This window comes from Nocardia brasiliensis (assembly GCF_011801125.1).
In the GTDB taxonomy this organism is placed as follows: domain Bacteria; phylum Actinomycetota; class Actinomycetes; order Mycobacteriales; family Mycobacteriaceae; genus Nocardia; species Nocardia brasiliensis_C.
In genome coordinates, this window is record NZ_CP046171.1 from 2,062,864 (window position 1) to 2,085,346 (window position 22,483).

Here is a 22,483-nt window from a genome sequence, read left to right on the forward strand (position 1 = left end):
CCGGCGTCGGCGACACCATCCCCTGCGTGAACTGAGCTGCGCGCCAACGGTTCCGCTCAGGCGCGCGCCACGATCTTCAGGTCGCCGGAGACCACGTTGCGCGTCATCGGCCGGGCCAGCATGTCGTGCGGGAACCCGAGTTCGATGGCGCTGACCTGAGCCAGCCGGTTCAGCTGCCCGGCGTCGAGCGCGACGTCGAGCGCGCCGAGGTTGTCCTCGAGCTGGGCGGCGGTCCGCGCGCCGATGATCGGCGCCGTCACCGCGGGGTTACGCAGCGTCCACGCCAGCGCGACCTGGGCGGGCGACGTGCCGATCTCACCGGCCACCTGCTTGACCACGTCGGCGATACCGAGTGTGCGCTCGGTGAGCGAACCCTGTGCGGCCGCGATGTTCTTGCGGCTGCCCATCGGTGAACCCTCGGCGTCGTCGGTGCGGTCGGCCCTGCTGTACTTGCCGGTGAGCACACCGCTGGCCAGCGGGGACCAGGGGATCACGCCGAGCCCCAATTCCCGTGCCATCGGGACGAGTTCGCGCTCGACGGTTCGTTCGGCCAGGTTGTACTCGACCTGCAGAGCGATCAGCGGCGACCAGCCGCGCAGGTCGGCGATCGTCTGCATGCGCGCGATCTGCCAGGCAGGCGCATCCGAGATGCCGACATAGAGCACTTTGCCCGCGCGCACGAGATCGTCCATGCCGCGCAGGATTTCCTCGACCGGTGTGTGGAAGTCCCAGGCGTGCAAGTAGAGCAGATCGATGTAGTCGGTGTTCAGATTGCGCAGGCTCGCCTCGACTGAGGCGAACATGCTCTTGCGGTGGTTCCCACCGGAATTAGGATCACCCGGCCGCCGCAGCATGGTGTATTTCGTTGCCAGTACCAGGCTTTCGCGGTTGTCCGCGGTGAATTCGCCGAGCATTTGCTCGGCGGTGCCGTTGGTGTACATGCTCGCGGTGTCGATGAAGTTTCCACCGCGATCGAGATAGGTGTCGAAGATCTTGCGCGCCTCGTCCCGGTCGGCGCCCCAACCCCAATCGGCGCCGAAGGTCATCGTGCCCAGCGACAGCGGAGACACCCGAAGACCCGAACGGCCGAGCAGTCGATAGGTATCGAGGGTGAGTGCTCCGGACATGTCCAGCTCCTTTGTCAGTGCTTTCGTGCTGATGCAAGCCAGTCTGGAGCGGTGCGGCGGCAACGGTAAGGGAAGGTTCTTCCTGGGAAACCCAGTCCTACCCAGCCGTACTATCGAGGGCGATGACTGCAACGGCGAACGCGGATCGAACCCAAGAGCTGGCGGCCTTCCTGCGCGATCGGCGCGAGCGCCTCGCCCCGGATGACCTCGGCCTGCCGCAGCGCAGGCGGGCGCGGCGCACACCGGGGCTGCGCCGGGAGGAGGTCGCGGAGTTGGCCGGGGTCAGCACCGACTACATCGTGCGACTGGAGCAGGGGCGTGGTCTGCGTCCGTCCGCGGACGTGCTCGACGCGCTGTCGCGGGCGCTGCGGCTGAATGCCGATGAGCGCGCCTACCTGTTCGATCTGGCGCAGCAGCGCCAACCGAGCGCGGGCAAGCCGAGCACGGTGCCCGCGCCTGCCCTGGCCATGCTGGTGGCGGATCTTTCGCCGTTACCGGCGATGCTGCTCAATCATCGCTACGACATCCTGGCCTGGAACCCAGAGATGGCGCGGCTGCTCATGGACTTCGAGACGCTGCCGCCGCGGCATCGCAACACCATGTGGCTGTGTCTGATGGAGCCGAGCATGCGGGAGTTCTATGTGGAGCGGGAGCGGGTCATCCGGGAGGGCATCGCGGATCTGCGTGCGGCGTGGGCGGCTCATCCCGATGACCGGGCGCTCGGCGAGCTGATCGCGGAGTTCATCGCGCACAGCGGCGAGTTCGAGGCGGCGTGGGCCAGCCACGATGTCCGAGTGCAGGGCCGCGGCGCCAAACCGCTGCGGCACCCGATCGTCGGACGGTTGGTGGTCAATTTCGAGGTGTTGATGCCGGTGCAGGACCCCGACCAGCGCATCGTCATCTACCGCGCGGCGGACGAGAATTCCCAGGCGGCGCTGGATCGGCTGGCGGCCGACCCCGCACCGGCAGCGGGGTCATTCGACCGAGCTGAGCACTAGCTCCTCGCCCTCGTCGACCTCGTCGTCGTAGCGGCCGTCCCACTCCTCGTAGGCCGGTACTTCCTCGTCCCTCGTGACGACCCACTCCAGCGAGTAGGTGCCCTCATCGTCGATGGGCACCATCACGTTCTCGATCTTCACCCCGAAGCCGAGTACCTCGGCTGCCCGGATCACATCCGGCAGATCCTCGGCACGGACCACGGTCTGATTGGCGTACACGGTAACCATGCGCCGAATGGTAGCTGGAACCACTGACAGGCTGGGGGCCGATCCGGAATCCCCGCAGATGAACAGTTGGCGGCGGTTCACCCTGCCGCGAGCACGACAAAAACCGCCGTGGTCGTCCAGGCCACGGCGGCTGCGTCAGTGTTGGTACCGGCTCGGTACCGGTGGATCAGAGCTTGTTCAGCGCGAGCGCGAGCGCCGACTTCTTGTTGGCGGCCTGGTTGGCGTGGATGACGCCCTTCGAGGCAGCCTTGTCGAGCTTGCGGCTCGCGAACTGGAGCTGAGCGGCGGCCTTCTCTTTGTCGCCGGCCGCAGCGGCCTCCCGGAAGCTGCGGATCGCGGTGCGCAGGGCCGACTTGACCGACTGGTTGCGCTTGCGCGCTTCCTCGTTGGTACGGATCCGCTTCAACTGGGACTTGATGTTGGCCACGCCTGTTTCCTCGTGTTCCTGTCGCTGAGTGGTCTGCTGGAAAAGTTCCTATGCGTGCGTCACACCCTGGGTAAACGGGTAACGCAACGCCGAAGGTCGAGGGTACCAGCCGCCGTGCGGCGCACGAAATCGGCACCGGTTCGTCCGGTGGATCGTACCGACCGGTCGCACGCGAAAACGGGGCAAATCACAGGGAGGCCACTAGTGATGCGAGAAATTTACCTGTGTCTCACACAGCATTGCCGCTGCGTGTAGCACGATTTTTGCATGACTCCCGCCTCTGCGTCACGTTCGGTGCGACCCACCGCGTCCGGACCGGTCGGTATGCAAGGGCGGGCTGCCGGAAATGGCAAGGCCGCCCCCGCCGGGCTATTCGAGGGTTATCGCCCCGGCCGCTACGCCGCCGCGTTCGACGAGATGTTCGACGGCTCGGGCCGGGTCCGCCAGCCCTACAGGGGCCTGTTCGCCGCCCTCGCCCCGATCGACGTCGCCGATCTGGCGGCCCGCTCGGCCGCGCTGGACCGCGCCTTCATCGACCAGGGCATCACGTTCTCGCTGTCCGGGCAGGAACGGCCGTTCCCACTGGACCTGGTGCCCCGGGTGATCGCGGCCGCGGAATGGGCCAAGCTCGAGCGCGGCATCAAGCAGCGGGTCGTCGCCCTCGAGCTGTTCCTCGCCGACGTCTACGGCGAACAGAACATCCTGCGCGACGAGGTGATCCCGAAACGGCTGGTCACCTCGTGTCAGCACTTCCATCGCGAAGCGGCGGGCCTGATCCCGCCGAACGGGGTCCGGATCCACGTGGCGGGCATCGATCTCATCCGCGACGAGCGCGGCGATTTCCGGGTGCTCGAGGACAACCTGCGTTCGCCGTCCGGGGTGTCCTACGTGATGGAGAACCGGCGCACGATGGCGCGGGTGTTCCCGGATCTGTTCTCCTCGCACCGGGTGCGCGCGGTCGGCGACTATCCGAGCCACCTGCTCGCGGCGTTGCGCGCCTCGGCCGCGCCGAACGAGGCCGATCCGACGGTCGTGGTGCTGACGCCCGGGGTGTACAACTCGGCGTACTTCGAGCATTCGCTGCTGGCCCGGCAGATGGGCGTGGAACTGGTCGAGGGACGCGACCTGTTCTGCCGCGACAACGTCGTCTACATGCGCACCACGGCGGGGGAGCGGCAGGTCGACGTGATTTACCGGCGCATCGACGACACCTTCCTCGATCCCATGCATTTCCGGCCGGATTCGGTGCTCGGCGTCGCGGGGCTGCTCAATGCCGCACGGGCGGGCAACGTCGTGATCTCCAGCGCGGTGGGCAACGGGGTGGGTGACGACAAGCTGATCTATGCCTACGTGCCGACGATCATCGAGTACTACCTCAACGAGAAACCGGTGTTGCCCAACGTCGACACCTACCGCTGCTGGCTCGACGCCGAGCGCGAGGAGGTGCTCGACCGTATCGCGGAACTGGTGGTCAAGCCGGTCGAGGGGTCGGGCGGCTACGGCATCGTGATCGGGCCCGACGCCACCCCGCGGGAACTGGAGGCCGCGCGCAGGCGGATCAAGGCGGACCCGCGCGGCTGGGTGGCCCAGCCGGTGGTGCAGCTGTCCACGGTGCCGACCAAGATCGGCAACGAGCTGGTGCCGCGCCACGTCGACCTGCGGCCGTTCGCGGTCAACGACGGTGACGAGGTCTGGGTGCTGCCCGGCGGGCTCACCAGGGTGGCGCTGCCCGATGGTTCGCTGGTGGTCAATTCCAGTCAGGGCGGCGGTAGCAAGGACACCTGGGTGCTCTCGGGCCGGGACTCGCTCGCCGATCGGGAGCTCGCGGGCGCGGAGCTGGTCAGCGATCCACCGCAATCGGATTCGCGGGAAGTGGGCCGCGATCTCACCGCGGCGCAGGCGAATCAGCAACAGCAGCAACAACAACAGGAACAGCGGCAATGGCGGCGCGGACCCGCGCAGTGCCGGTGGCAAGGGACGGTGACCCGCTGATGCTGGCCCGCAACGCGGAATCCCTGTACTGGATAGGACGTTACGTCGAGCGTGCCGACGACACCGCGCGCATCCTCGACGTCGCGGTGCATCAGCTGCTCGAAGACGCGACCGTCGACCCGGACCGCACCTCGCGAGTGCTGCTGCGGGTGCTCGGCATCGAGCCGCCGGAGGGCGTGCTGGACGTCTGGTCGGTCACCGATCTGGTCGCGTTCAGCCACGACGGTGGCTCGATCATCGACTCGATCGCCAATGCCCGTGAGAATGCCAGGGGCGCAAGGGAAGTCACGTCCAGTGAGATGTGGGAGTGCCTGAACGCCACCTATATCGGACTGGCGGTCGCGGAGAAGGCGGCGCGCAGTCTCGGGCCGCACGAGTTCTTCCACTACGTGCAGGACCGCGCCGCCATGTTCGCCGGACTGTCGGATTCGACGCTCAGTCGCGACGACGGCTACCGCTTCCTGCTGCTCGGCCGCTCCATCGAACGCGTCGATATGACCGTGCGGCTGCTGCTTTCGCGCGCCGGCGACCGGACTTCCTCGCCCGCCTGGGTGACCGTGCTGCGCTCTGCGGGCGCGCACGACACCTACCTGCGCACCCATCGCGGCGCGCTGGACGCCAACCTCGTCGCCGAATTCATCCTGCTGGACCGGCTTTTCCCGCGCTCGGTGTTCCATTCGGTGCGGGTTGCCGAAGGCTGCCTCGCGGAACTGGATCAGCGCCCGAGCAGCCGGGTCGGTGCCAGGCACGAGGCGCAGCGACTACTCGGCCGGGCACGCAGCGAGCTCGAATTCTTGCCGCCCGGTGTGCTTTTGGAGGATCTGCAGACTCGGCTGCTGTCGCTGCAGAAGACCTGCCGGGAAGTGAGTGAAGCGATCGCGTTGCAGTACTTCCACGCGGCCCCGTGGGTGGCGTGGACCGATCTGCGTAGCAGTCGAGACGACAACGTGCAGGTCGAAGGGGAGCTATGAGCTGGCGCATTCGGGTGGTGCACACCACCGGTTATGTCTACGACGCACCCGTCACCCGCTCGTTCAACGAGGCGAGGCTGACCCCGCGCGCCGACAGCAGGCAGAACGTGATCCTCAATCGGGTGGAGACCGTGCCCTCCACCCGCTCCTACCGCTACACCGACTACTGGGGTACCGCGGTCACCGCGTTCGACCTGCACGCTCCGCACACCGAATTGGAGGTCACCGGCTCGTCGGTGGTGGAAACTGAGCCGTTCGCGGGCCCGGCCGAAGAGCTGGACTGGGACGAGTTGCGCGCCGGGCACATCGCCGACCGCTTCGACGAGATGCTCGCGCCCACCGGATTCGTGCCCGCCGATCGCAAGCTCGCCGGCATCGCCCGCCAGCTCGCCAAGGGGCTGCCACCCGCGAAAGCCGTTGTGCGCGCGGCCGAATGGGTGCATCGCGAGATGAACTATCTCGCGGGCACCACCTCGGTGCACACCTCCGCGGTGCAGGCGTTCGCCGATCGGCAAGGCGTCTGCCAGGATTACGCGCACCTGACCCTGGTCCTGTTGCGCAGCATGGGCATTCCCAGCCGCTATGTCTCCGGCTATCTGCATCCCGACCCGGCCGCAGAGATCGGGGTGACGGTCGCAGGCCAGTCGCACGCCTGGATCGAGGCGTGGACCGGCATGTGGTGGGGCTACGACCCGACCAACAACATCGCGATCAACGAGCAGCACATCTCGGTCGGCGTCGGCCGGGACTACGCCGATGTGCCCCCGTTGAAAGGCATCTTCTCCGGCGGCGGCTCCACCGATCTCGAGGTGGTCGTCGAGATCACGCGGCTGGCTTGAGACACGCTGTCCAGATCGTTGTCGGCCTTGCCGGGGACGCGTAGCGTTCGAGCTGGTAGTGCCGGTTACCGGCGGTACGAGGGCGCGGTCGACGACGACCTGTGACCAGATCTCGCGGCAGTGACTCGGATGACCTGAACACGCGGAGAGGCGGGCTGACAGATGTCCCCAACGGCTCAAGAAGTGGTCGAGGAAGTCGCCGAACTAGGCCCGATTCCCGAATCCAAGAAGTTCGGGGCTGAGGCGTTCGGCACCTTCGTGCTGGTGATGGGTGGTGTCGGAACGGCGGTGCTGGCGGGGGACCGGGTCGGCGCGCTCGGTGTGGCGCTCGCCTTCGGGCTCACGCTGCTGTTCCTGGTGTACGCGATCGGCCCGATCTCGGGCTGCCACGTCAATCCCGCGGTGACCCTCGGTCATCTGCTGCTCGGCCGGATCGGCGCGGTCACCGCGGCCGGTTACTGGATCGCGCAGCTGATCGGCGGCTTCCTCGCCGGACTCGTGCTGTTCGCACTGGCGAAGAACCTGCCGTCCTACGATCGGGCGGCCGATGGGCTCGGCGCCAACGGCTGGGGGCGGCACAGCCCGTCGGCACAGACCGGCCCGCTCGGCGAGGTCGTGCTGCAGAACGGCTACGGCATGGCCGCGATGATCATCATCGAGGTGATGCTGACCGCGCTGCTGGTCTTCGTGGTGCTCGCCTCCACCGATCAGCTCTCCGACGTGCCGCTGGCCGGCCTGTCGATCGGCGTCACCCTGGCCGTGATCCACCTGATCTCGATCCCGGTGGACAACACCTCGGTGAACCCGGCCCGCAGCCTCGCCGTCGCGCCCTACCAGGACGGTGCCATGGGGCAGGTGTGGGCGTTCGTGCTCTTCCCGCTCATCGGCGGTGCGCTCGGCGCCCTGCTCTACGGTCTGCTGTTCGGCCGCTCCCGCAACCTGCTCTCCTGACGGGCGCTCGCCGAGTCCGGCTCAGTGCCAGGCGTATTCGGCGCAGAGCCGGTGAGCGACCAGGTCGAAGGTCTTGCGCGGCAGGATGGCGCCCTCGCGGCGGATGCCGTCCTCGGGCACGTCGAGCACGCGGTCCAGCCGGACCCAGCTCGGCCTGCCCTCGGCATCCCAGCTGCCGCTGCCGATGCCGACCCAGTTGCGGTCGAAGGCGCGGTCGGCCTTCGACGACAACATCAGGCCGAGCAAGGTCCGATGGTCGCGGCCGACCACCAGCACCGGCCGATCCTTGCCGTTGCTCGGGTCCTCCTCGTAGGGCACCCAGGTCCACACGATCTCGCCGGGGTCCGCGCGCCCGTCCAGCTGCGGCGAGTACACGATCTGGCGCGCCCGCTCGGCCGTCGGCACCGGCGTGGACGCGGTCGGTCGCACCCGCACCGGCCGGGTCTTCCGCTGCGCCAGCGACCCGACCAACCGCTCCACCAGCTTCGGTCCCTGCTGCCGAACGATCTTCGGACCCTGCTCCTTCGCGATGATGCCGAGCTGCTTGCCGAGGGAGTTCCAACTACGGGCCATCCTCGCAATATAACGGCGGACGGCCCCGTTCTCATCTGTGCCGGGCCACCGGTCGTGCGGCTGCCGATGTGCTGATCTGGGCTTGCGATACCCGAGCAGAGCGGTCGGCCGGGCGAAGGCCCGCGTAAGCAGGGGCGAGCCGACTCCGAGCCGATGCCCAATTCATAGCTTCACGCCATGACTGTGTGAGCGCTCACGGTCTCGGGGGTGAAGCCCTCGATCTCGATGGTTTTCAGCGGTTGGCCCGGCATGGGCCTAACTCTGCGATGGGCCACCGACGTTCCCCGGAATGCGCTGCGGCGACCGTGAAATCAGCTCGTGCGCTGCCGTGCCACGTGGTTCGGTACACCGCCGAGGCGACCTTCCCACTGCTCATGGGACGATAGAGGACAGTTTGCCGATACCCATGAGGAGTGGAGTGCCCGCCAGCTTCGCCGATACGACGTTCACCGATCCGACTCGGATCCGGAACTTCTGCATCATCGCGCACATCGATCACGGCAAGTCGACGCTGGCCGATCGCATGCTGCAACTGACCGGAGTGGTCGAGGACCGGCAGATGCGCGCCCAATATCTGGACCGGATGGATATCGAGCGGGAGCGCGGCATCACGATCAAGGCGCAGAACGTGCGCCTGCCGTGGCAGGTCGACGGCACCGACTACGTGCTGCACCTGATCGACACGCCTGGCCACGTCGACTTCACCTACGAGGTGTCGCGCGCGCTGGAGGCGTGCGAGGGCGCGGTGCTGCTCGTGGACGCGGCCCAGGGCATCGAAGCGCAGACCCTCGCCAACCTCTACCTGGCACTGGACAAGGATCTGACGATCATCCCGGTGCTCAACAAGATCGACTTGCCCGCCGCGGACCCGGACCGCTACGCGAGCGAGATCGCGCACATCATCGGCTGCGAGCCCGACGACGTGCTGCGCGTGTCGGGCAAGACCGGTGTCGGCGTGCCCGAGCTGCTGGACGCGGTCATCAAGCAGGTGCCCGCGCCGGTCGGCGACCCGGACGCGCCGGCCCGCGCGATGATCTTCGACTCGGTCTACGACACCTACCGCGGCGTGGTCACCTACGTGCGCGTGGTGGACGGCAAGATCATCCCGCGCGAGAAGATCAAGATGATGTCCACCGGCGCGCAGCACGAACTGCTCGAGGTGGGCATCGTCTCGCCCGAGCCCAAGGCCACCCAGGGCCTCGGCGTCGGCGAGGTGGGCTACCTGATCACCGGCGTGAAAGACGTGCGCCAGTCGAAGGTCGGCGACACCGTGACGGCCGCGCGCAACGGCGCCACCGAGCCGCTCACCGGGTACCGCGAGCCGCGCCCGATGGTGTACTCCGGCCTGTACCCGGTCGACGGCTCCGATTACCCCGACCTGCGTGACGCGCTGGACAAGCTCCAGCTCAACGATGCCGCCCTGACCTACGAGCCGGAAACCTCGGTGGCGCTCGGGTTCGGCTTCCGCTGTGGCTTCCTCGGTCTGCTGCACATGGAGATCACCCGCGAACGCCTGCAACGCGAATTCGACCTGGACCTGATCTCCACCGCGCCCAACGTGGTCTACACGGTGCAGATGGAGGATGGCAGCGAGCACGTGGTCACCAACCCGTCGTACTGGCCGGAGGGCAAGGTCCGGCACGTGTACGAGCCGGTGGTGAAGTGCACGGTCATCTCGCCGAGCGAGTTCATCGGCTCGATCATGGAGCTGTGCCAGGGGCGCCGCGGTGAACTCGGCGGCATGGACTACCTGTCCGAGACCCGGGTCGAGCTGCGCTACACCATGCCGATGGCCGAGATCATCTTCGACTTCTTCGATTCGCTGAAGTCACGCACCCGCGGCTACGCCAGCCTCGACTACGAAGAGTCGGGCGTGCAGGAATCCTCGCTGGTGAAGGTGGACATCCTGCTCCAGGGCGAGGCGGTGGACGCGTTCAGCGCGATCGTGCACAAGGACGCGGCGCAGGCCTACGGCAACAAGATGACCACCAAGCTGCGCGAGCTCATTCCGCGCCAGCAGTTCGAGGTGCCCATCCAGGCCGCCATCGGCTCGAAAATCATTGCGCGAGAGAACATTCGCGCCATCCGCAAGGACGTGCTCGCCAAGTGCTACGGCGGTGACATCAGCCGTAAGCGCAAGCTGCTGGAGAAGCAGAAGGAAGGCAAGAAGCGGATGAAGACGATCGGCCGCGTCGACGTTCCGCAGGAGGCCTTCGTCGCCGCCCTGTCCTCCGACGCCGCCTCCGACAAGCCGAAGGGCCAGAAGTAGGCTCAGCCGTTTCCGAGTGCGATCCGCACTCGGAGACGGGTGCCGCCCAGCGGGCTCTCGGTGAGTTCGGCGGTGCCGGAGTGGAGTTCGGCTTGCTGGCGAACCAGGGCGAGGCCGAGGCCGGAGCCGGGGGAGCCGGGGCCCTTGACGAAGCGGTCGAAAGCGTTGGGGCAGACGGCTTCCGGGATACCGCAGCCGTTGTCGTCGATCAGGATGTCCACGTCGTCGGCGCGGGCGCGCACGGAGATGGCGACGGTGTCGGCCTGCCCATGCTGCACGGCGTTCGCGACGGCGTTGGTGACGATGAGCAGGACGCCGCCGGGAATGCCGGTCACCGTGACGGGTTCGCACTCGGTGAGTTCGATGCTGACGTCGGGGTAGCGGCGTTGCGCGTCCTGGGTTGCGCGATCGAGGGTTTCGCACAGATCGAACGGCTCGAAGACATCGGGTTCGGTGAGTTCGCCGACGGCGAGCCGTTCCAGATCGGTGAGCGTGTTCTCGATCTGCTGTTCGGCGAAGAGCACCTCGGACAGGATCGCGCCGCGCTGTGCGGCGGGAATCTCCTTGGTGGCCAGCACCTGCAGGTCGGTGCGCAGCGCGGTGAGCGGGGTGCGCAGCTCGTGCGCGCAGACGGCGGCGAAGTCCCTGGCACTGGTCAAGGCGCGATTGGTCGCGTGGTGGGCCGCTTCCAGCCGGGCCAGCATGCGGGTGATGGCGTCGGAGAGTTCCTCGGATTCCCGTGCGCCGCGGCCGGACAGGGGCGGCAACTCCTCGAGCGTGTCGATGCCGTGGGTGGCGGTGGCCAGGCTGCGCAGCGGGCGCGCGGCGTAACCGGCCAGCAGCCAGCCGAGTACGGCGGCGACGAGCGCGCCCGCCACGCCGATGCCGAGTCCGATGAGCTGGCTGCGGTGGATAGCGGAGGCGACGACATCCCGGTTCGGGTCCAGCGAGACGAGCACGCCGGGCAACCCGTCGACCCGGGTGATCGCCAGATCGGAGGGCAGGTCGTCGCGCCGGACGGGCATCGCCTCGTCCGGGACATCGCTTGCCGCGCCGGGTGTTTCGGTCGCGTACGCGGTGGGGCCCGCCCGTTCGGGTGCGGGCACCGGTGGCATGGCGGGCGGGGGCGATCCAGGGACTGAGAGTGTTTCGGCCGGAACGCCTTTCAGCGGTGGTGCGACCCGGACCGCCATCGAGGACACGGTTTCGTCCAGCTGGCGTTCCCCGGTCGCGTTGAGCAGCGCGGCGAAGGTGATGGTGAGGGTGAGCGCGACGAGCGCGGCGACGACGCCGGAGACCACCGCCACCCTGGTCCGCAGTGAGGGTGAACGTTTCACGGCTGCTCCCGCAGGACGAATCCGACACCGCGCACGGTATGCACCACCCGGTCCGCGCCGGGCGCCTCCAGTTTGCGGCGCAGATACGAGACGAAGACGTCGACCACGTTGGTGTCGGTCGGAAAGTCGTAACCCCATACCGCGGAAAGGATCTGTTCGCGGCCGAGCACGATCCCCGGATGGTCGGCGAGCAAGGCGAGCACCTCGAATTCGCGTTTGGTCAGGTCGACGGGCGTGCCCGCGGCCAGCACGCGATGCCCGGCCAGGTCGATCTGCACCTGGCCGACGCGCACCGGCGCACCGGCGGGTTCGCGAGCGCCGCCGCGGCGGCGCAGCAGCGCGCGCAGCCGGGCGACGAGCTCGCCGAGGTCGAAGGGTTTGGTGAGGTAGTCGTCGGCGCCGCGTTCGAGGCAGGCGATGCGGTCGGTCACGGCGCTGCGCGCGCTGAGCACGCAGATCGGGATGTCGTTGCCCATCGCGCGCAACGCGGTGACCACGCCTTCACCGTCGAGCGTCGGCATGTTCACGTCCAACACCATGGCGTCGGGCGTTGCCGTGCGGCACATAGTCAGCGCCTCGGCGCCGTCGCTCGCGGTGATCACCTCGAAATCGGAGAGTTCCAGCCCACGTCGCAGCGACGCGAGCACACGAACCTCGTCGTCCACGACCAAGATCCGGTGTCCGGTCATGGATCAACAGTAGTCCCGGCAGGTCAACGGGTGCTTGCCGCGACGCACGCGTGCTCGAGCGGCACGGTGGGCAGAGGCTTGGTTTCGGGTACGAGCGGTGTGGCGGGGTCGAGCGGGGTGGCGGGCACCGCGTCGACCGGACCCTGCCGCTCGATGGTCACCCACGGCGCTGTTTCGTCCGGGTTGGTGGTGATCACGACCTGTCCGTCCGGGTCGATGGTGGCCATGGGCTGCCCGTCATCGATCGTGGGACATACGACGACCTGACCGGGATCGACCGGAGTGCCGGGTGCGGGCGCCGGGACAGCCGGGCGCACGGGCTGTGCCGACGCGGCGCCCGCCATGCCCGCGGCCACGGCGGCGGTGAGCGCGGTCCCGCCGAGCACGGCGGCGACGCGGCGTCCGATGAGTGAGGTCATGAGGGGTCTCCTTCAACTCGATCCTGTCGACCGGGCGGCTCGACGAGATCGACGGTAAGGACCGGATCTTCACGGGCCGTTGAGTAACTGTTAGAGAACTCTTAGGTCTGCGGGACCTGCTGTTGCCTTCCGTCTGGAACCGTCGGAGTCGGACCTGGTCATCGCCGGTTTCCCAAGCGTCGTCCGGTTCGTTCGAGCCACTGGAAATAGGGCTTTCGCTCTGCTTTTGGGGATGGCAAGGTTGTGTTGCTCGCCACCGCTGGACTCTCTACAGTCCTGGGTAAAGTGACAGTCGGGTTTTCCCGAAATAGTGTTAGGTGATCTTCACTCGGTCCGGCCGGACGCGTGAGGATGGCTGTTGGAACCCGAGATGGAGCTTTCATGACGCGTGACCTGCCCTTCGATGACGACGCCACCGAGGGAGCCGAGCGCACGGGTGACACCGCCTATCGAGTGGCCACCGGCGTCGCGCGCGTCGCGCGGGCGGGCGCGTATGTCACCGGCGGCGCGCTGATCGCGGCGAACGGCGGCGGTGTGCCGGCCGCGCCCGGTTCCCGACTGGACAGCTTGAACACCGGCTGGGCGCACAACAGCGACCCGGATTCCGGTGCACCCTCGCCGGTGATCACCTTTCCGGACCCGGTCATCGAGCCCGCCCCGCTCAACCCGCAGAACTCGCCGAATCTGCCGGTCTCGCACGGCAATTCCGGTTTCGACCTGCCCGGCACGGGCAGTGGCGCGAACTTTCCGCTGCCGTCCCTGCACGGTGACTACAACGGCACCGACGCCGGCCTGCCCGGCCTGCCGGGAACCGAATCCAGCCAAGGTTTCGGCCTGCCGAGTCTGCCCGGCGATGCGCCCGGCGAAGGGGTGCCCGGCCTCGGCGGCATCCCCGGCACGGAAACCGCGCAGTCCGGCGGACTGCCGCTGCCCGGCGGCGCGCCGAATCAGGATCTCGATCTGCCCGGCGGCCACGGCTTCGGGCTGCCCGGCCACGGGCTCGGTCAGGCAGGCCACGGTTTCGGCCTGCCCGGCACCAACGGCTTCGTCGCGCCCGGCTCGTTCGAGCTGCCCGGCGCGCACCCGGTCGCGGGCACGCCATCGGCCGGAACCCCAACGGGCGACGGCCCGTTCGACGGCGTCGGCGGTGACAACCTCGGCGTTTTCGTCGGTACCTCGTGGCAGGTCGATTTCGGTATCGGCCCCAACGGCATCTACTTCAATTCCGAGATGAAGGTCGATGTCGGCGTCGGCCACGTCGGCGACCAACTCGACAACTTCACCGATTGGCTCGGCAGTGCGCTGCCCGCGCAGTCGGGCGGCTCGCGGTCGGCGAACGACTCGACCGATTCGAACCATCACGGGAACCCCGGCGTCGTCGGCGGACTCACCACGCCGCTCGGCGGTTCCACCACAACGCACTCCGCCGCCGCCGGGTCGGCCCCGTCCGCACCGGCGCCGGTCGTCACCACCCATGCCGCCCCGCCGCCGATTGCCGCACCCGCCCCCGCACCGGTCGTCGCCGCGGTCGCACCGACCGCCGTCGCGCCCGTCGCCGTCGCGCCCGCGGTCGCGGCTCCGGTGGTCGTCGCTCCGGTGGCGAACGCCGTGCAGCCGGTGGTGGCGACCCCGTTGCAGACCACGATCCAGCCCGACGCGGCCAGCACGCCGATCGCGAATGTGATCGGCACCCCGACGGCCGGTCAGTCGGTGCTCACCGCGCCCGCGGCCGCAACGCCCGCCCTGTTCGAGCAGGCGCGGCCGACTCCGGTGGTGAAACCCACTCCCGTGGTTGATCATTCGCGCCCCACCGACGTGACGACCACGACGACGCCGAACACCCCGACCACCATCACCAAGACCGTGCCGACCACGCCGGTGGTGCCGTCCGACGCGGCAACGCCGACGGTGCCGAAGACGTCGAGCCCCGACGTCACGAAGGTGCCGGGCGTGACGGTGCCGAGCACGTCGCACCCGACACCGAGCACCGGCCACACCGACCCCACCACGAAGGTGCCGGGGACGACCACCGGGTCGCAGCCGACGACGGGTGCCCAGCCGACGACCCAGATCCCGACCACGGACCCGGACGACGACGTGACCACGCCGGGCACGGCACCCACCGCGCCGACGAGCGGCGCGGGCGGCGGTGCCGACGACCTGACGACGCAGCCTTCCGCGCCGACCCAGCCCACCGCGCCCACCCGTGACGTGCCGACGGCGACCCAGCCGGAGCCGACGGTGCCGACGCACGACATCCCCACCCATGACGTGCCGACGCACAGCGCGCCGGTGCCGACAGCCGATCTGCCGCCGACCTTCCACGCGCCGACGCCGACCCAGGCGCCGGTGCCGACCTACAAGCCGCCGGTCGTCGACCCGAAGCCGCACGGCATCGCCGATCCGATCAGCGCGGGGCACCCGTACTATCCGGAAGCGGACGTGCAGGTCGTCGACCACGTGACCTACACCGATCACGCACCGCTCACGGTCGCCGCGAGCGGCGGTCTTTCCGGCGGGCTGATGCCGGAGTCGACGATGGCCGAGACCCACCACGTCGTGCCCGGTGGCCTGGACATAACGTTGCTCTGAACCGGAGCGCAGCGTGTCCGTGCCGATCGAAAGCAAACCAGTGTAAGGAGGACGGTTGTCTACCGCAGCCGGGCTGAAGGCCGCGACGGTGAAACACCCGGACGCGATGGCGCCGCTGATCCGGATACTCGACGAACTGCGGGAGATCGCCGGCTTCGCTGGACGTGACGACCTCGGCAGCCGCCTGAGCATGGTCCGCGCCAGGGTCAGCGACCCCCGGGTGCGGTTGGTCGTGGTCGGCGAGCCCAAGAACGGGATGAGCACCCTGGTCAACAGCCTCGTCGGGGCATCGGTCAGCGCCACCGACAGTGACCTGAGCGTGCCCGTCATCGTCGAGTACGGGCCGGAACCGACTGCGACACTGGTGCGTTCGGTCGACGGACGCACCGAGCGCCAGTCGGTGGACCCGCTCGATCCCGGCCCCGCCATCTCCGCGTTCGGCGTGATCCGTGCCGAGTTCACCCAGCCGAGCCCGCTGCTGGCCGACGGGGTGGTGGTGATGGACGCGCCCGGCACGCGCGGCGGCGCGGACAGCACCACCTGGTCGATGATCGCCGCCGCCGACGCCGTGCTCTACGTCGGCAACGCGGCCACCGAACTCACCACCGACCAGATCGCGTATCTGCAGCGCATCCAGCAGATCTGCCCCACGGTCATCTGCGTGCTGAACAAGATCGACCAGTTCTCCCACTGGTCGCACACCCAGCAGCGCAATCGGGAACTGCTCGACGCGGCGGGGCTCGGCTTCGCGGTGGCCCCGGTCTCGGCCGAACTGCACCGCCAGGCCGGGTTGTCCGGCAACTACCAGCGCGACATCGAATCCGGTGTGCCGCAACTGATCGACCACCTGCGCGACTATGTGGTGACGCGCGCGGACAGCGTCGCGCTGGACGCCGCGGTGCAGGACATCCGCCTGGTGAGCGACCATCTCGCGCTGACCCTGCGCAACGAGGTCGAGTCGCTGCGCGATCCGCGCCGCCGCGCCGAGATCACCGACAAACTGGTCCGGGCCAGGGACGACGCCGATCAGCTGCGTCAGCGCACGGCCAACTGGCAGGTCACCCTGGTCGACGGCAGCACCGAGCTGATGGCCGATATCGAACACGATCTGCGGCACCGGTTACGCAATCTGGTGCGTGACGCGGAGGCCGAGATCATGCAGCACGATCCGGCGCGGCGCTGGAAGGAATTCGGCACCGACCTCGACGCGAGAATCTGCGAGGCGGTCGAAGAGAACTTCATGATGGCGCACTATCGCTCGGTCGAGCTATCCGAGCAGGTCGCCTCGAAGTTCTTGGCGGACAACCGCGTTGCGCCGCTACCGGACATGCGCCTGGACAACCCGGCGGAGGTGTTGGAGCCGGTGCAACCGCTCGAGCCGCTGGAGAGCGCGAAAGTCGGTGTGACCGAGCCGTTCCTGTCGGGTCTGCGCGGCTCCTACGGTGGTGTGCTGATGGTCGGTCTCGCCACCAGTCTGCTCGGCATGTCGCTGGTGAACTGGTACTCGGCCGGGGCGGGTGTGCTGCTCGGCGTCAACGCGCTGTGGGACGACCGCAAGAATCGCAAGACCCGCCGCCGCGCCGAGGCCAAGGTCGCGGTCGCTCGGCTGATGGACGACGTCATCTTCCAGGTGAGCAAGGAATCCCGGAATCGCTTGCGCGCCATGCAGCGTGTGCTCCGTGACCACTTCACCGAGATCGCCACCGACGTCGCCAAGCAGGCCGACGAGGCCCTGCGCCTCGCCGAAGCCGCCTACCAGAAATACGGCGATCGCAGCGGCGAACGCATCGCCGCCCTGGACAAACAGATCGTCAAGCTCCGGGAACTGCGGGAGCAAGCCGACGGGCTCACTCCCGCCTGACCCCTCGCTCAGGCGGGGCGGTTCGCTGGGACGTGGGCGGGTTGGAAGCCGCTGGCGGGGCGGTTCTCTTCGGCTCTGATCACGTGGGTGACGGCGTTGATCAGGGCGAGGTGGGTGAAGGCCTGGGGGAAGTTGCCGAGGTGGCGTCCGCTGCGCGGGTCGATCTCCTCGGCGTAGAGCTGCAGTGGGCTGGCGTAGCCGAGCAGCCGCTCGCACAGGTGCCTGGCCCGTTGCACCTCGCCGATCTCCACCAGCGCGGACACCAGCCAGAACGAGCAGATGGTGAAAGTGCCTTCGGTGCCTGCCAATCCGTCGTCGGTGGTCTCGGTGCGGTAGCGCAGCACCAGTCCGTTCTCGGTGAGCCGGTCGGCGATGGCGAGCACGGTGGCGCGGATCCGGTGATCGTCGGGCGGCAGGAAGCGGGTCAGCACCGCCAGCAGCAGTGAGGCATCCAGGGTGTCGCCGCCGTAGGTCTGGGTGAAGACGCCGTTGCTGTTCACCCCGTTGGCGAGGATGTCTTCCTTGATCTCGTCGGCGATGGTGTACCACTCGGTGGCGTGCTCGATCTGGCCGTGCAGTTCGGCCAGCTTCGCGCCGCGGTCCAGCGCGACCCAGCACATCACCTTGGACGAGGTGAAATGCTGTGGCTCGCCGCGCACTTCCCAGACGCCGCGGTCGGGCTCGCGCCAGTGCGCGATCGCCGCGCGCACCTGACGCTCCAGCAACGGCCACAACGTTTCCGGCACCTGCTGGCGCGATTTCACGTGCAGATACACGGCGTCGAGCATGGTGCCCCAGATGTCGTGCTGATCCTGGTCGTAGGCGGCGTTGCCGATCCGCACCGGCCGCGCCCGGTCATAGCCGCTCAGGTGGTCGAGGGTGTCCTCGGTGATCTGTCGTTCGCCGCCGATCCCGTAAAGCACCTGCAGCGCAACGGCATCGCCGTTCTCGCCGGTGGTCGCGTCGCGCAGGAAGGCGAAGAAGTCGTCGGCCTCCCGATCCAGCCCGAGGGTGTACAGACCCCACAGCGCGAAACTGGAATCTCGCACCCAGGTGTAGCGATAGTCCCAATTGCGTTCCCCGCCGGGGGTTTCCGGCAGTGAGGTGGTCGCGGCGGCGAGCAGCGCGCCGGTCGGCGCGTAGGTCAGGCCCTTGAGCGTCAGCGCGCTGCGCTGTAAGTAGCTGCGCCACGGGTGATCCGGGAAGTTGCCCAGGGTGATCCACTGCCGCCAGGACTCGGTGGTCTGCCACATCTTCTGTGCCGCATCCTGATACGTCTTCGGGGCGGGCAGCTCCGACCAGGTCAGCGCGACGAAGACCTCGTCGCCCTCCTGCAAGCGGGTGCGGGCCCTGGCCTCTCTGCCCTCCAGCCCGAGGCGCAGATCGGTGGTGAGTACCAGCGTCGGCCCCGCGGCCGGATCGTCGGAGCGAACCGCGGTCGCCTCCTCGTAGACCTTGCCGGTGTACTCCCAGCGGGCCGTCGCGCGGTGGTAGTCGAACGAGGGCTCGCAGCTCATCTCCAGTTCGACGGTGCCGTTCACGCATTTCACCGTGCGCAGCAGCATGTGCTCGGCATCCCAGTCCATCGGGGTGCGCCGGTGGGTCTTGGAGCGCTGATCGTTGTTGTGCCAGCGCCCGAGCACCAGCGCGTCGCGCACGATCAGCCAGCCGGTCTCGGTCTGCCAGGTGGTCTCCAGGATCATGCCGCCCGGTAGATAGCGCCGCGCGGCGGGCACGTTCACGCCGTACGGGCCGATCCGGAAGTGACCGGCGCTGCGGTCGAGCATCGCGCCGAAGATGCTCGGCGAATCCGGGCGGGGGACACACATCCACTCGACCGCGCCGTTGTTGCCGATCAGGCAGTTGGTCTCGCAGTCGGACAGGAACGCGTAGTCGTCGATCGGCGGGAAGGCGCCGTGCCGCGGCTCGGTCAGCTGGCTGAGGACCGGCAGGTCGTACGGTTCGTCGACGGTCAGATCATCAGAGGACGCCATAGCTAACAGTATCTAAGCCCCTGGTCCTGGCTCATGAGTCCGATCCGGCGCCGTCACGGTCCAGCTCGCCGCCTGGCCGCGTTGTCGTCGTCCCCGATACAACCCCCGGTATCGGCTCCTGCTCCGCCTTGCCGGGCGACGAGCTGAACCGCTGCGGCATCCGGCCGTACTCATGAGCCAGGGCCGGGTCTCGCTAGGGGCTTCGCGGCCACCCGCGCCCACCGCGATATCAGGCTTGCTTGTCTCTCAGGTGGAACCACTAGGCTGGGCTTCGTGGTACATCACATCGCCGGTTGGTGGGACAGCTTCGAGCTGTGGGTTGCGGGACTCCCGTTCATCCCGCAGTTCCTGGTCGTGCTCGTCGGCATGGTCCCGATCTGCTTCGCCATCGCCTTCGCGCTGGACCGGGTCCTGCGGGTGGCGCTGCGGATGTTCGACCGCGGACACGGCGACGGGCCCGCGGTGCGGGTGCCCGCCGACGCCGCCGCACTGACCGCCGATCCGGACGCGGTCCTGCTGCCCGGCGATCCGCGCAGGCCCGTGCAGAGCGGCGTCCGCTGATGCCACGTTCGCGCGTCCAGCTGGCCCTGATCGCCCTGCTGGTTCTGGTAGTAGTCGCCTGGTTCCTCACCCGCTGACGCCCATCGGCGGCCGCGGCTCGAGCCGGTTCGCACCTCGACCGGCTCGTCCGCTCCTGAACCGCGGTCGGGTCAGTTGTCCCGCTCGCCCGCTCGCCAGTCGTTGAACCGCTTGCCGATCTTGGAGACCGTGTCGCCGACCTCCTGACCGACCGTGCTCACCGCCGAGCCCACGTCCCGGCCGAGATTGCGCACGGTGCGGATCAGCGGGTCCTCGGACTGGTCGAAGTTGTTGCGATAGGTGCGCGCGGCTTCCTTGATCTCCCCGCCGATGCTCGCGTTCTTGTCCTGTTCGCGGCGCGGGTAATCGCCGGCGAGGATGCGGTCGTACTCGCCGCTCTGGATCCAGCGGCGCAGCTCGGCGGCGCGCAGCACGGAGAACGGGTGGCTCTGCAGTTCCAGGTTGAGCAGCTTCAGCACGCCGTCGCGCAGGTCGCCGGAGCGCTCGTAGTCGTCGGCCTGTGCGAGGAAGGCCCCGTGGTTCATCTCCTTGATCCAGGTGCCGCCCGCGGTCTTCATGTGCACGCGCACCGACGTGTCGACGTCCTGCACACACAGCAGCCCGGCCCGGTCGCCGGACAGCTCGGATTTGCGGCTCCACTCCATCAGTGCCGCGACGATCGCGCGCAACGCCCAGCCACCCACCGGCACCCAGCCGAAACCGGCCGAGATCCGCAGCAAATGCATGAGCATGGTGCGATACACCGCGTGGCCGGACAGCGCGTGGCCGAGCTCGTGGCCGACGATGAAACGCAGCTCCTCGGCGTCCATCAGGTCGATCAGACCGGTGGTGAGCACGATGAACGGCTGGTCCATGCCGATGGTGAAGGCGTTGACCTGCGGGCTCTGCAGCACGAACATCTCCGGCGTGGTGCGCGCGTCCAGCACCTGGACGCAGTCCGCACGCAGTTGATGCAGGGACCGGAACTGCCGTTCGTCCACCCGCACGGCCGTCGCGAGGTACATCAGCCGGTGCTGGCGTTCTTGCAGCAAACCCGACAGGGTCCGCAGGATGGCGTCGAAGCCGGACAGCGTGCGCAATGTGACCAGGGCGGTGCGATCGGCGGGGTGTTCCCACGCGCGGGTGCTGATGCCGGGAAACCGCGCGCGGACCCGATCCGGGCTGGTAGTCATGGGATGAAACCCCCCTCTTCCTGGAACTCTGTAATTCGAACTAACACAAGATGCTCTGCTACAGTCTGCCCGTGTCTTCGAGTGTCGTCCCGCCGGTCCGCCATGAATTGGCGTTGATCGCGGTCGGCAACCTCGCGGTCGCCGACATTCTCTGTCGCTGATCGGCGACCGGGCACGGCTGCGCGTCCCTACTTCGTAGACTGGCGTGCAACTTTTTCGCAGACGTACCCGAACCCCCGGCGGCCTTGCGGCCGACAGTCACGCCATTGCCGCATAATTCCGGCGACAGGTCTACCGATCTACCAGCATGTCTGTGCCACTCGACGCCCCGAGTCGGCAGCCAGTAGGAAAGGTCCACCCGAAATGTCTCGCAAATCCCGGCTGTTCTCCCGCCGTAGCGCCGTCTCCATCGCCGTCACCTCCGCCGCGGCGGTCGTGCTCACCGCGTGCGGTGGCGGCGCCAGTGACACGGTCGGTGGCAGCGGCGCCGACGGCAGCGGTGGCACCCTCAACCTCTACGCCTACGCGGTGCCCAAGCCCGGTTTCGACAAGGTCGTGCCGGAGTTCAACAAGACCGAGCAGGGGAAGAACGTCGTCGTCAACGGTTCCTACGGCGCTTCGGGCGATCAGTCCCGCAAGGTCAAGGACGGCGCCGAAGCCGACGTCGTGAGCTTCTCGGTGGAGCCCGACATCACCCGCCTTGTCGATGCCGGTCTGGTCGACGCGAACTGGAATGCCGACGCCACCAAGGGAATTCCGTTCGGTTCGGTCGTCGCGATCGTGGTCCGCAAGGGCAACCCGAAGGGCATCAAGGACTGGGACGACCTGTTGAAGCCGGGTATCGAGGTGGTCACCCCGAACCCGTTCAGCTCGGGCTCGGCCAAGTGGAACCTGCTCGCGCCCTACGCGGCCAAGTCAGAAGGCGGCAAGAACCCGCAGGCCGGCCTGGACTACCTGAGCCAGCTGGTGTCCAAGGAGCACGTGAAGGTGCAGCCCAAGTCGGGCAGGGAGGCCACCGAGACGTTCCTGCAGGGCACCGGTGACGTGCTGCTCAGCTACGAGAACGAGGCGCTGTTCTCCGAGCGCAACGGCGACCAGATCGAGCACTTCGTGCCGCCGGTGACGTTCAAGATCGAGAACCCGGTCGCGGTGCTCGAGTCGAGCAAGCACAAGGAGAAGGCCGTCGCCTTCCGCGACTTCCTGTACACCGCCGAAGCGCAGAAGGCTTGGGCCAGTGCCGGTTTCCGCCCGGTCGACCCGAAGGTGGCGGCCGAGTTCGCCGAGGACTTCCCGACCCCGCGGCAGCTGTGGACCATCGCCGACCTGGGCGGGTGGAAAGCCGTAGACAAAGAACTGTTCACCCCGAACACCGGTTCCGTCGCCGTGATCTACGACAAGGCGACCAAGTAACCGGGCGGAACGGACGGATACTGGACAACTGTGA

Annotated in this window: 20 protein-coding genes; 11 read left to right on the forward strand and 9 right to left on the reverse strand. The window is 68.1% G+C overall.

The annotated features are described in order from the left end of the window. Positions 1–56 precede the first annotated feature (56 nt). Complete coding sequence (locus F5X71_RS09240) at positions 57–1,127, reverse strand: aldo/keto reductase (RefSeq protein ID WP_167461568.1); 1,071 nt, start codon at positions 1,125–1,127, stop codon at positions 57–59. A 122-nt stretch (positions 1,128–1,249) separates the two neighbouring features. Here F5X71_RS09240 and F5X71_RS09245 point away from each other — a divergent pair, with 122 nt between their 5' ends. Continuing rightward, the gene (locus tag F5X71_RS09245) at positions 1,250–2,125 is read left to right on the forward strand and encodes a helix-turn-helix domain-containing protein (RefSeq protein WP_167461569.1); all 876 of its coding nucleotides are present in this window, start codon (positions 1,250–1,252) and stop codon (positions 2,123–2,125) included. Here the strand turns inward: F5X71_RS09245 and F5X71_RS09250 are convergent. Together F5X71_RS09250 and rpsT are read right to left on the reverse strand one after the other, a co-directional pair. Then, positions 2,102–2,353, reverse strand: a complete 252-nt coding sequence (locus F5X71_RS09250) for a hypothetical protein (protein WP_167461570.1) — start codon at positions 2,351–2,353, stop codon at positions 2,102–2,104. The two genes, F5X71_RS09245 and F5X71_RS09250, sit on opposite strands and share 24 nt — an antisense overlap. A gap of 166 nt (positions 2,354–2,519) precedes the next feature. Continuing rightward, entirely contained in the window at positions 2,520–2,780 is a 261-nt protein-coding gene (gene rpsT, locus F5X71_RS09255) for a 30S ribosomal protein S20 (protein WP_014982684.1), read from the reverse strand. A gap of 324 nt (positions 2,781–3,104) precedes the next feature. Here rpsT and F5X71_RS09260 point away from each other — a divergent pair, with 324 nt between their 5' ends. From F5X71_RS09260 to F5X71_RS09275, 4 genes are all read left to right on the forward strand, one after another. Further along, on the forward strand, positions 3,105–4,772 hold the full coding sequence (locus tag F5X71_RS09260) for a circularly permuted type 2 ATP-grasp protein (RefSeq protein ID WP_167466330.1): 1,668 nt from the start codon (positions 3,105–3,107) through the stop codon (positions 4,770–4,772). Then, a complete protein-coding gene (locus F5X71_RS09265; protein WP_167466331.1) occupies positions 4,772–5,743 on the forward strand; it encodes an alpha-E domain-containing protein in 972 nt (323 codons plus the stop codon). Before F5X71_RS09260 ends, F5X71_RS09265 begins: the two co-directional genes overlap by 1 nt. Next, the gene (locus F5X71_RS09270) at positions 5,740–6,582 is read left to right on the forward strand and encodes a transglutaminase family protein (protein WP_167461571.1); all 843 of its coding nucleotides are present in this window, start codon (positions 5,740–5,742) and stop codon (positions 6,580–6,582) included. Before F5X71_RS09265 ends, F5X71_RS09270 begins: the two co-directional genes overlap by 4 nt. Positions 6,583–6,744: 162 nt before the next feature. Continuing rightward, the gene (locus F5X71_RS09275; RefSeq protein WP_167461572.1) at positions 6,745–7,533 is read left to right on the forward strand and encodes an aquaporin; all 789 of its coding nucleotides are present in this window, start codon (positions 6,745–6,747) and stop codon (positions 7,531–7,533) included. A gap of 21 nt (positions 7,534–7,554) precedes the next feature. Here F5X71_RS09275 and F5X71_RS09280 read toward each other — a convergent pair whose 3' ends face one another. Beyond that, the gene (locus F5X71_RS09280; RefSeq protein ID WP_167461573.1) at positions 7,555–8,106 is read right to left on the reverse strand and encodes a type II toxin-antitoxin system PemK/MazF family toxin; all 552 of its coding nucleotides are present in this window, start codon (positions 8,104–8,106) and stop codon (positions 7,555–7,557) included. Between the two features lie 406 nt (positions 8,107–8,512). On the opposite strand from F5X71_RS09280, the gene lepA reads away from it, so the two are divergent. After that, positions 8,513–10,375 carry a translation elongation factor 4 gene (gene lepA, locus F5X71_RS09285; RefSeq protein WP_167461574.1) on the forward strand — a complete coding sequence of 621 codons (1,863 nt, stop codon included), beginning with the start codon at positions 8,513–8,515 and terminating at the stop codon, positions 10,373–10,375. 2 nt (positions 10,376–10,377) lie between these two features. On the opposite strand, the gene F5X71_RS09290 is transcribed toward lepA, so the two are convergent. The 3 genes from F5X71_RS09290 to F5X71_RS09300 are packed head-to-tail and all read right to left on the reverse strand — an operon-like array spanning position 10,378 to position 12,820. Next, a complete protein-coding gene (locus F5X71_RS09290) occupies positions 10,378–11,712 on the reverse strand; it encodes a sensor histidine kinase (protein WP_167461575.1) in 1,335 nt (444 codons plus the stop codon). Beyond that, positions 11,709–12,401: a response regulator transcription factor gene (locus F5X71_RS09295; protein WP_167461576.1), complete on the reverse strand. Its 693-nt coding sequence runs from the start codon at positions 12,399–12,401 to the stop codon at positions 11,709–11,711. Before F5X71_RS09295 ends, F5X71_RS09290 begins: the two co-directional genes overlap by 4 nt. A gap of 23 nt (positions 12,402–12,424) precedes the next feature. Further along, on the reverse strand, positions 12,425–12,820 hold the full coding sequence (locus tag F5X71_RS09300; RefSeq protein ID WP_167461577.1) for a hypothetical protein: 396 nt from the start codon (positions 12,818–12,820) through the stop codon (positions 12,425–12,427). A gap of 381 nt (positions 12,821–13,201) precedes the next feature. On the opposite strand from F5X71_RS09300, the gene F5X71_RS09305 reads away from it, so the two are divergent. Next, entirely contained in the window at positions 13,202–15,412 is a 2,211-nt protein-coding gene (locus F5X71_RS09305) for a hypothetical protein (RefSeq protein ID WP_167461578.1), read from the forward strand. A gap of 55 nt (positions 15,413–15,467) precedes the next feature. Beyond that, the gene (locus F5X71_RS09310; RefSeq protein WP_167461579.1) at positions 15,468–17,273 is read left to right on the forward strand and encodes a dynamin family protein; all 1,806 of its coding nucleotides are present in this window, start codon (positions 15,468–15,470) and stop codon (positions 17,271–17,273) included. Positions 17,274–17,281: 8 nt separating this feature from the next. On the opposite strand, the gene F5X71_RS09315 is transcribed toward F5X71_RS09310, so the two are convergent. Then, complete coding sequence (locus F5X71_RS09315) at positions 17,282–19,267, reverse strand: glycoside hydrolase family 15 protein (RefSeq protein ID WP_167461580.1); 1,986 nt, start codon at positions 19,265–19,267, stop codon at positions 17,282–17,284. Between the two features lie 273 nt (positions 19,268–19,540). On the opposite strand from F5X71_RS09315, the gene F5X71_RS09320 reads away from it, so the two are divergent. Further along, entirely contained in the window at positions 19,541–19,828 is a 288-nt protein-coding gene (locus F5X71_RS09320; protein WP_167461581.1) for a hypothetical protein, read from the forward strand. A 149-nt stretch (positions 19,829–19,977) separates the two neighbouring features. Here F5X71_RS09320 and F5X71_RS09325 read toward each other — a convergent pair whose 3' ends face one another. Beyond that, a complete protein-coding gene (locus tag F5X71_RS09325) occupies positions 19,978–21,039 on the reverse strand; it encodes a M48 family metallopeptidase (RefSeq protein WP_167461582.1) in 1,062 nt (353 codons plus the stop codon). Between the two features lie 71 nt (positions 21,040–21,110). Between F5X71_RS09325 and F5X71_RS37590 the strand changes: the two genes are divergently transcribed. Both F5X71_RS37590 and F5X71_RS09330 read left to right on the forward strand, forming a co-directional pair. Then, on the forward strand, positions 21,111–21,200 hold the full coding sequence (locus F5X71_RS37590; protein ID WP_342803764.1) for an Ms4533A family Cys-rich leader peptide: 90 nt from the start codon (positions 21,111–21,113) through the stop codon (positions 21,198–21,200). 202 nt (positions 21,201–21,402) lie between these two features. Further along, positions 21,403–22,449, forward strand: a complete 1,047-nt coding sequence (locus tag F5X71_RS09330) for a sulfate ABC transporter substrate-binding protein (protein ID WP_167461583.1) — start codon at positions 21,403–21,405, stop codon at positions 22,447–22,449. Positions 22,450–22,483 lie beyond the last annotated feature (34 nt).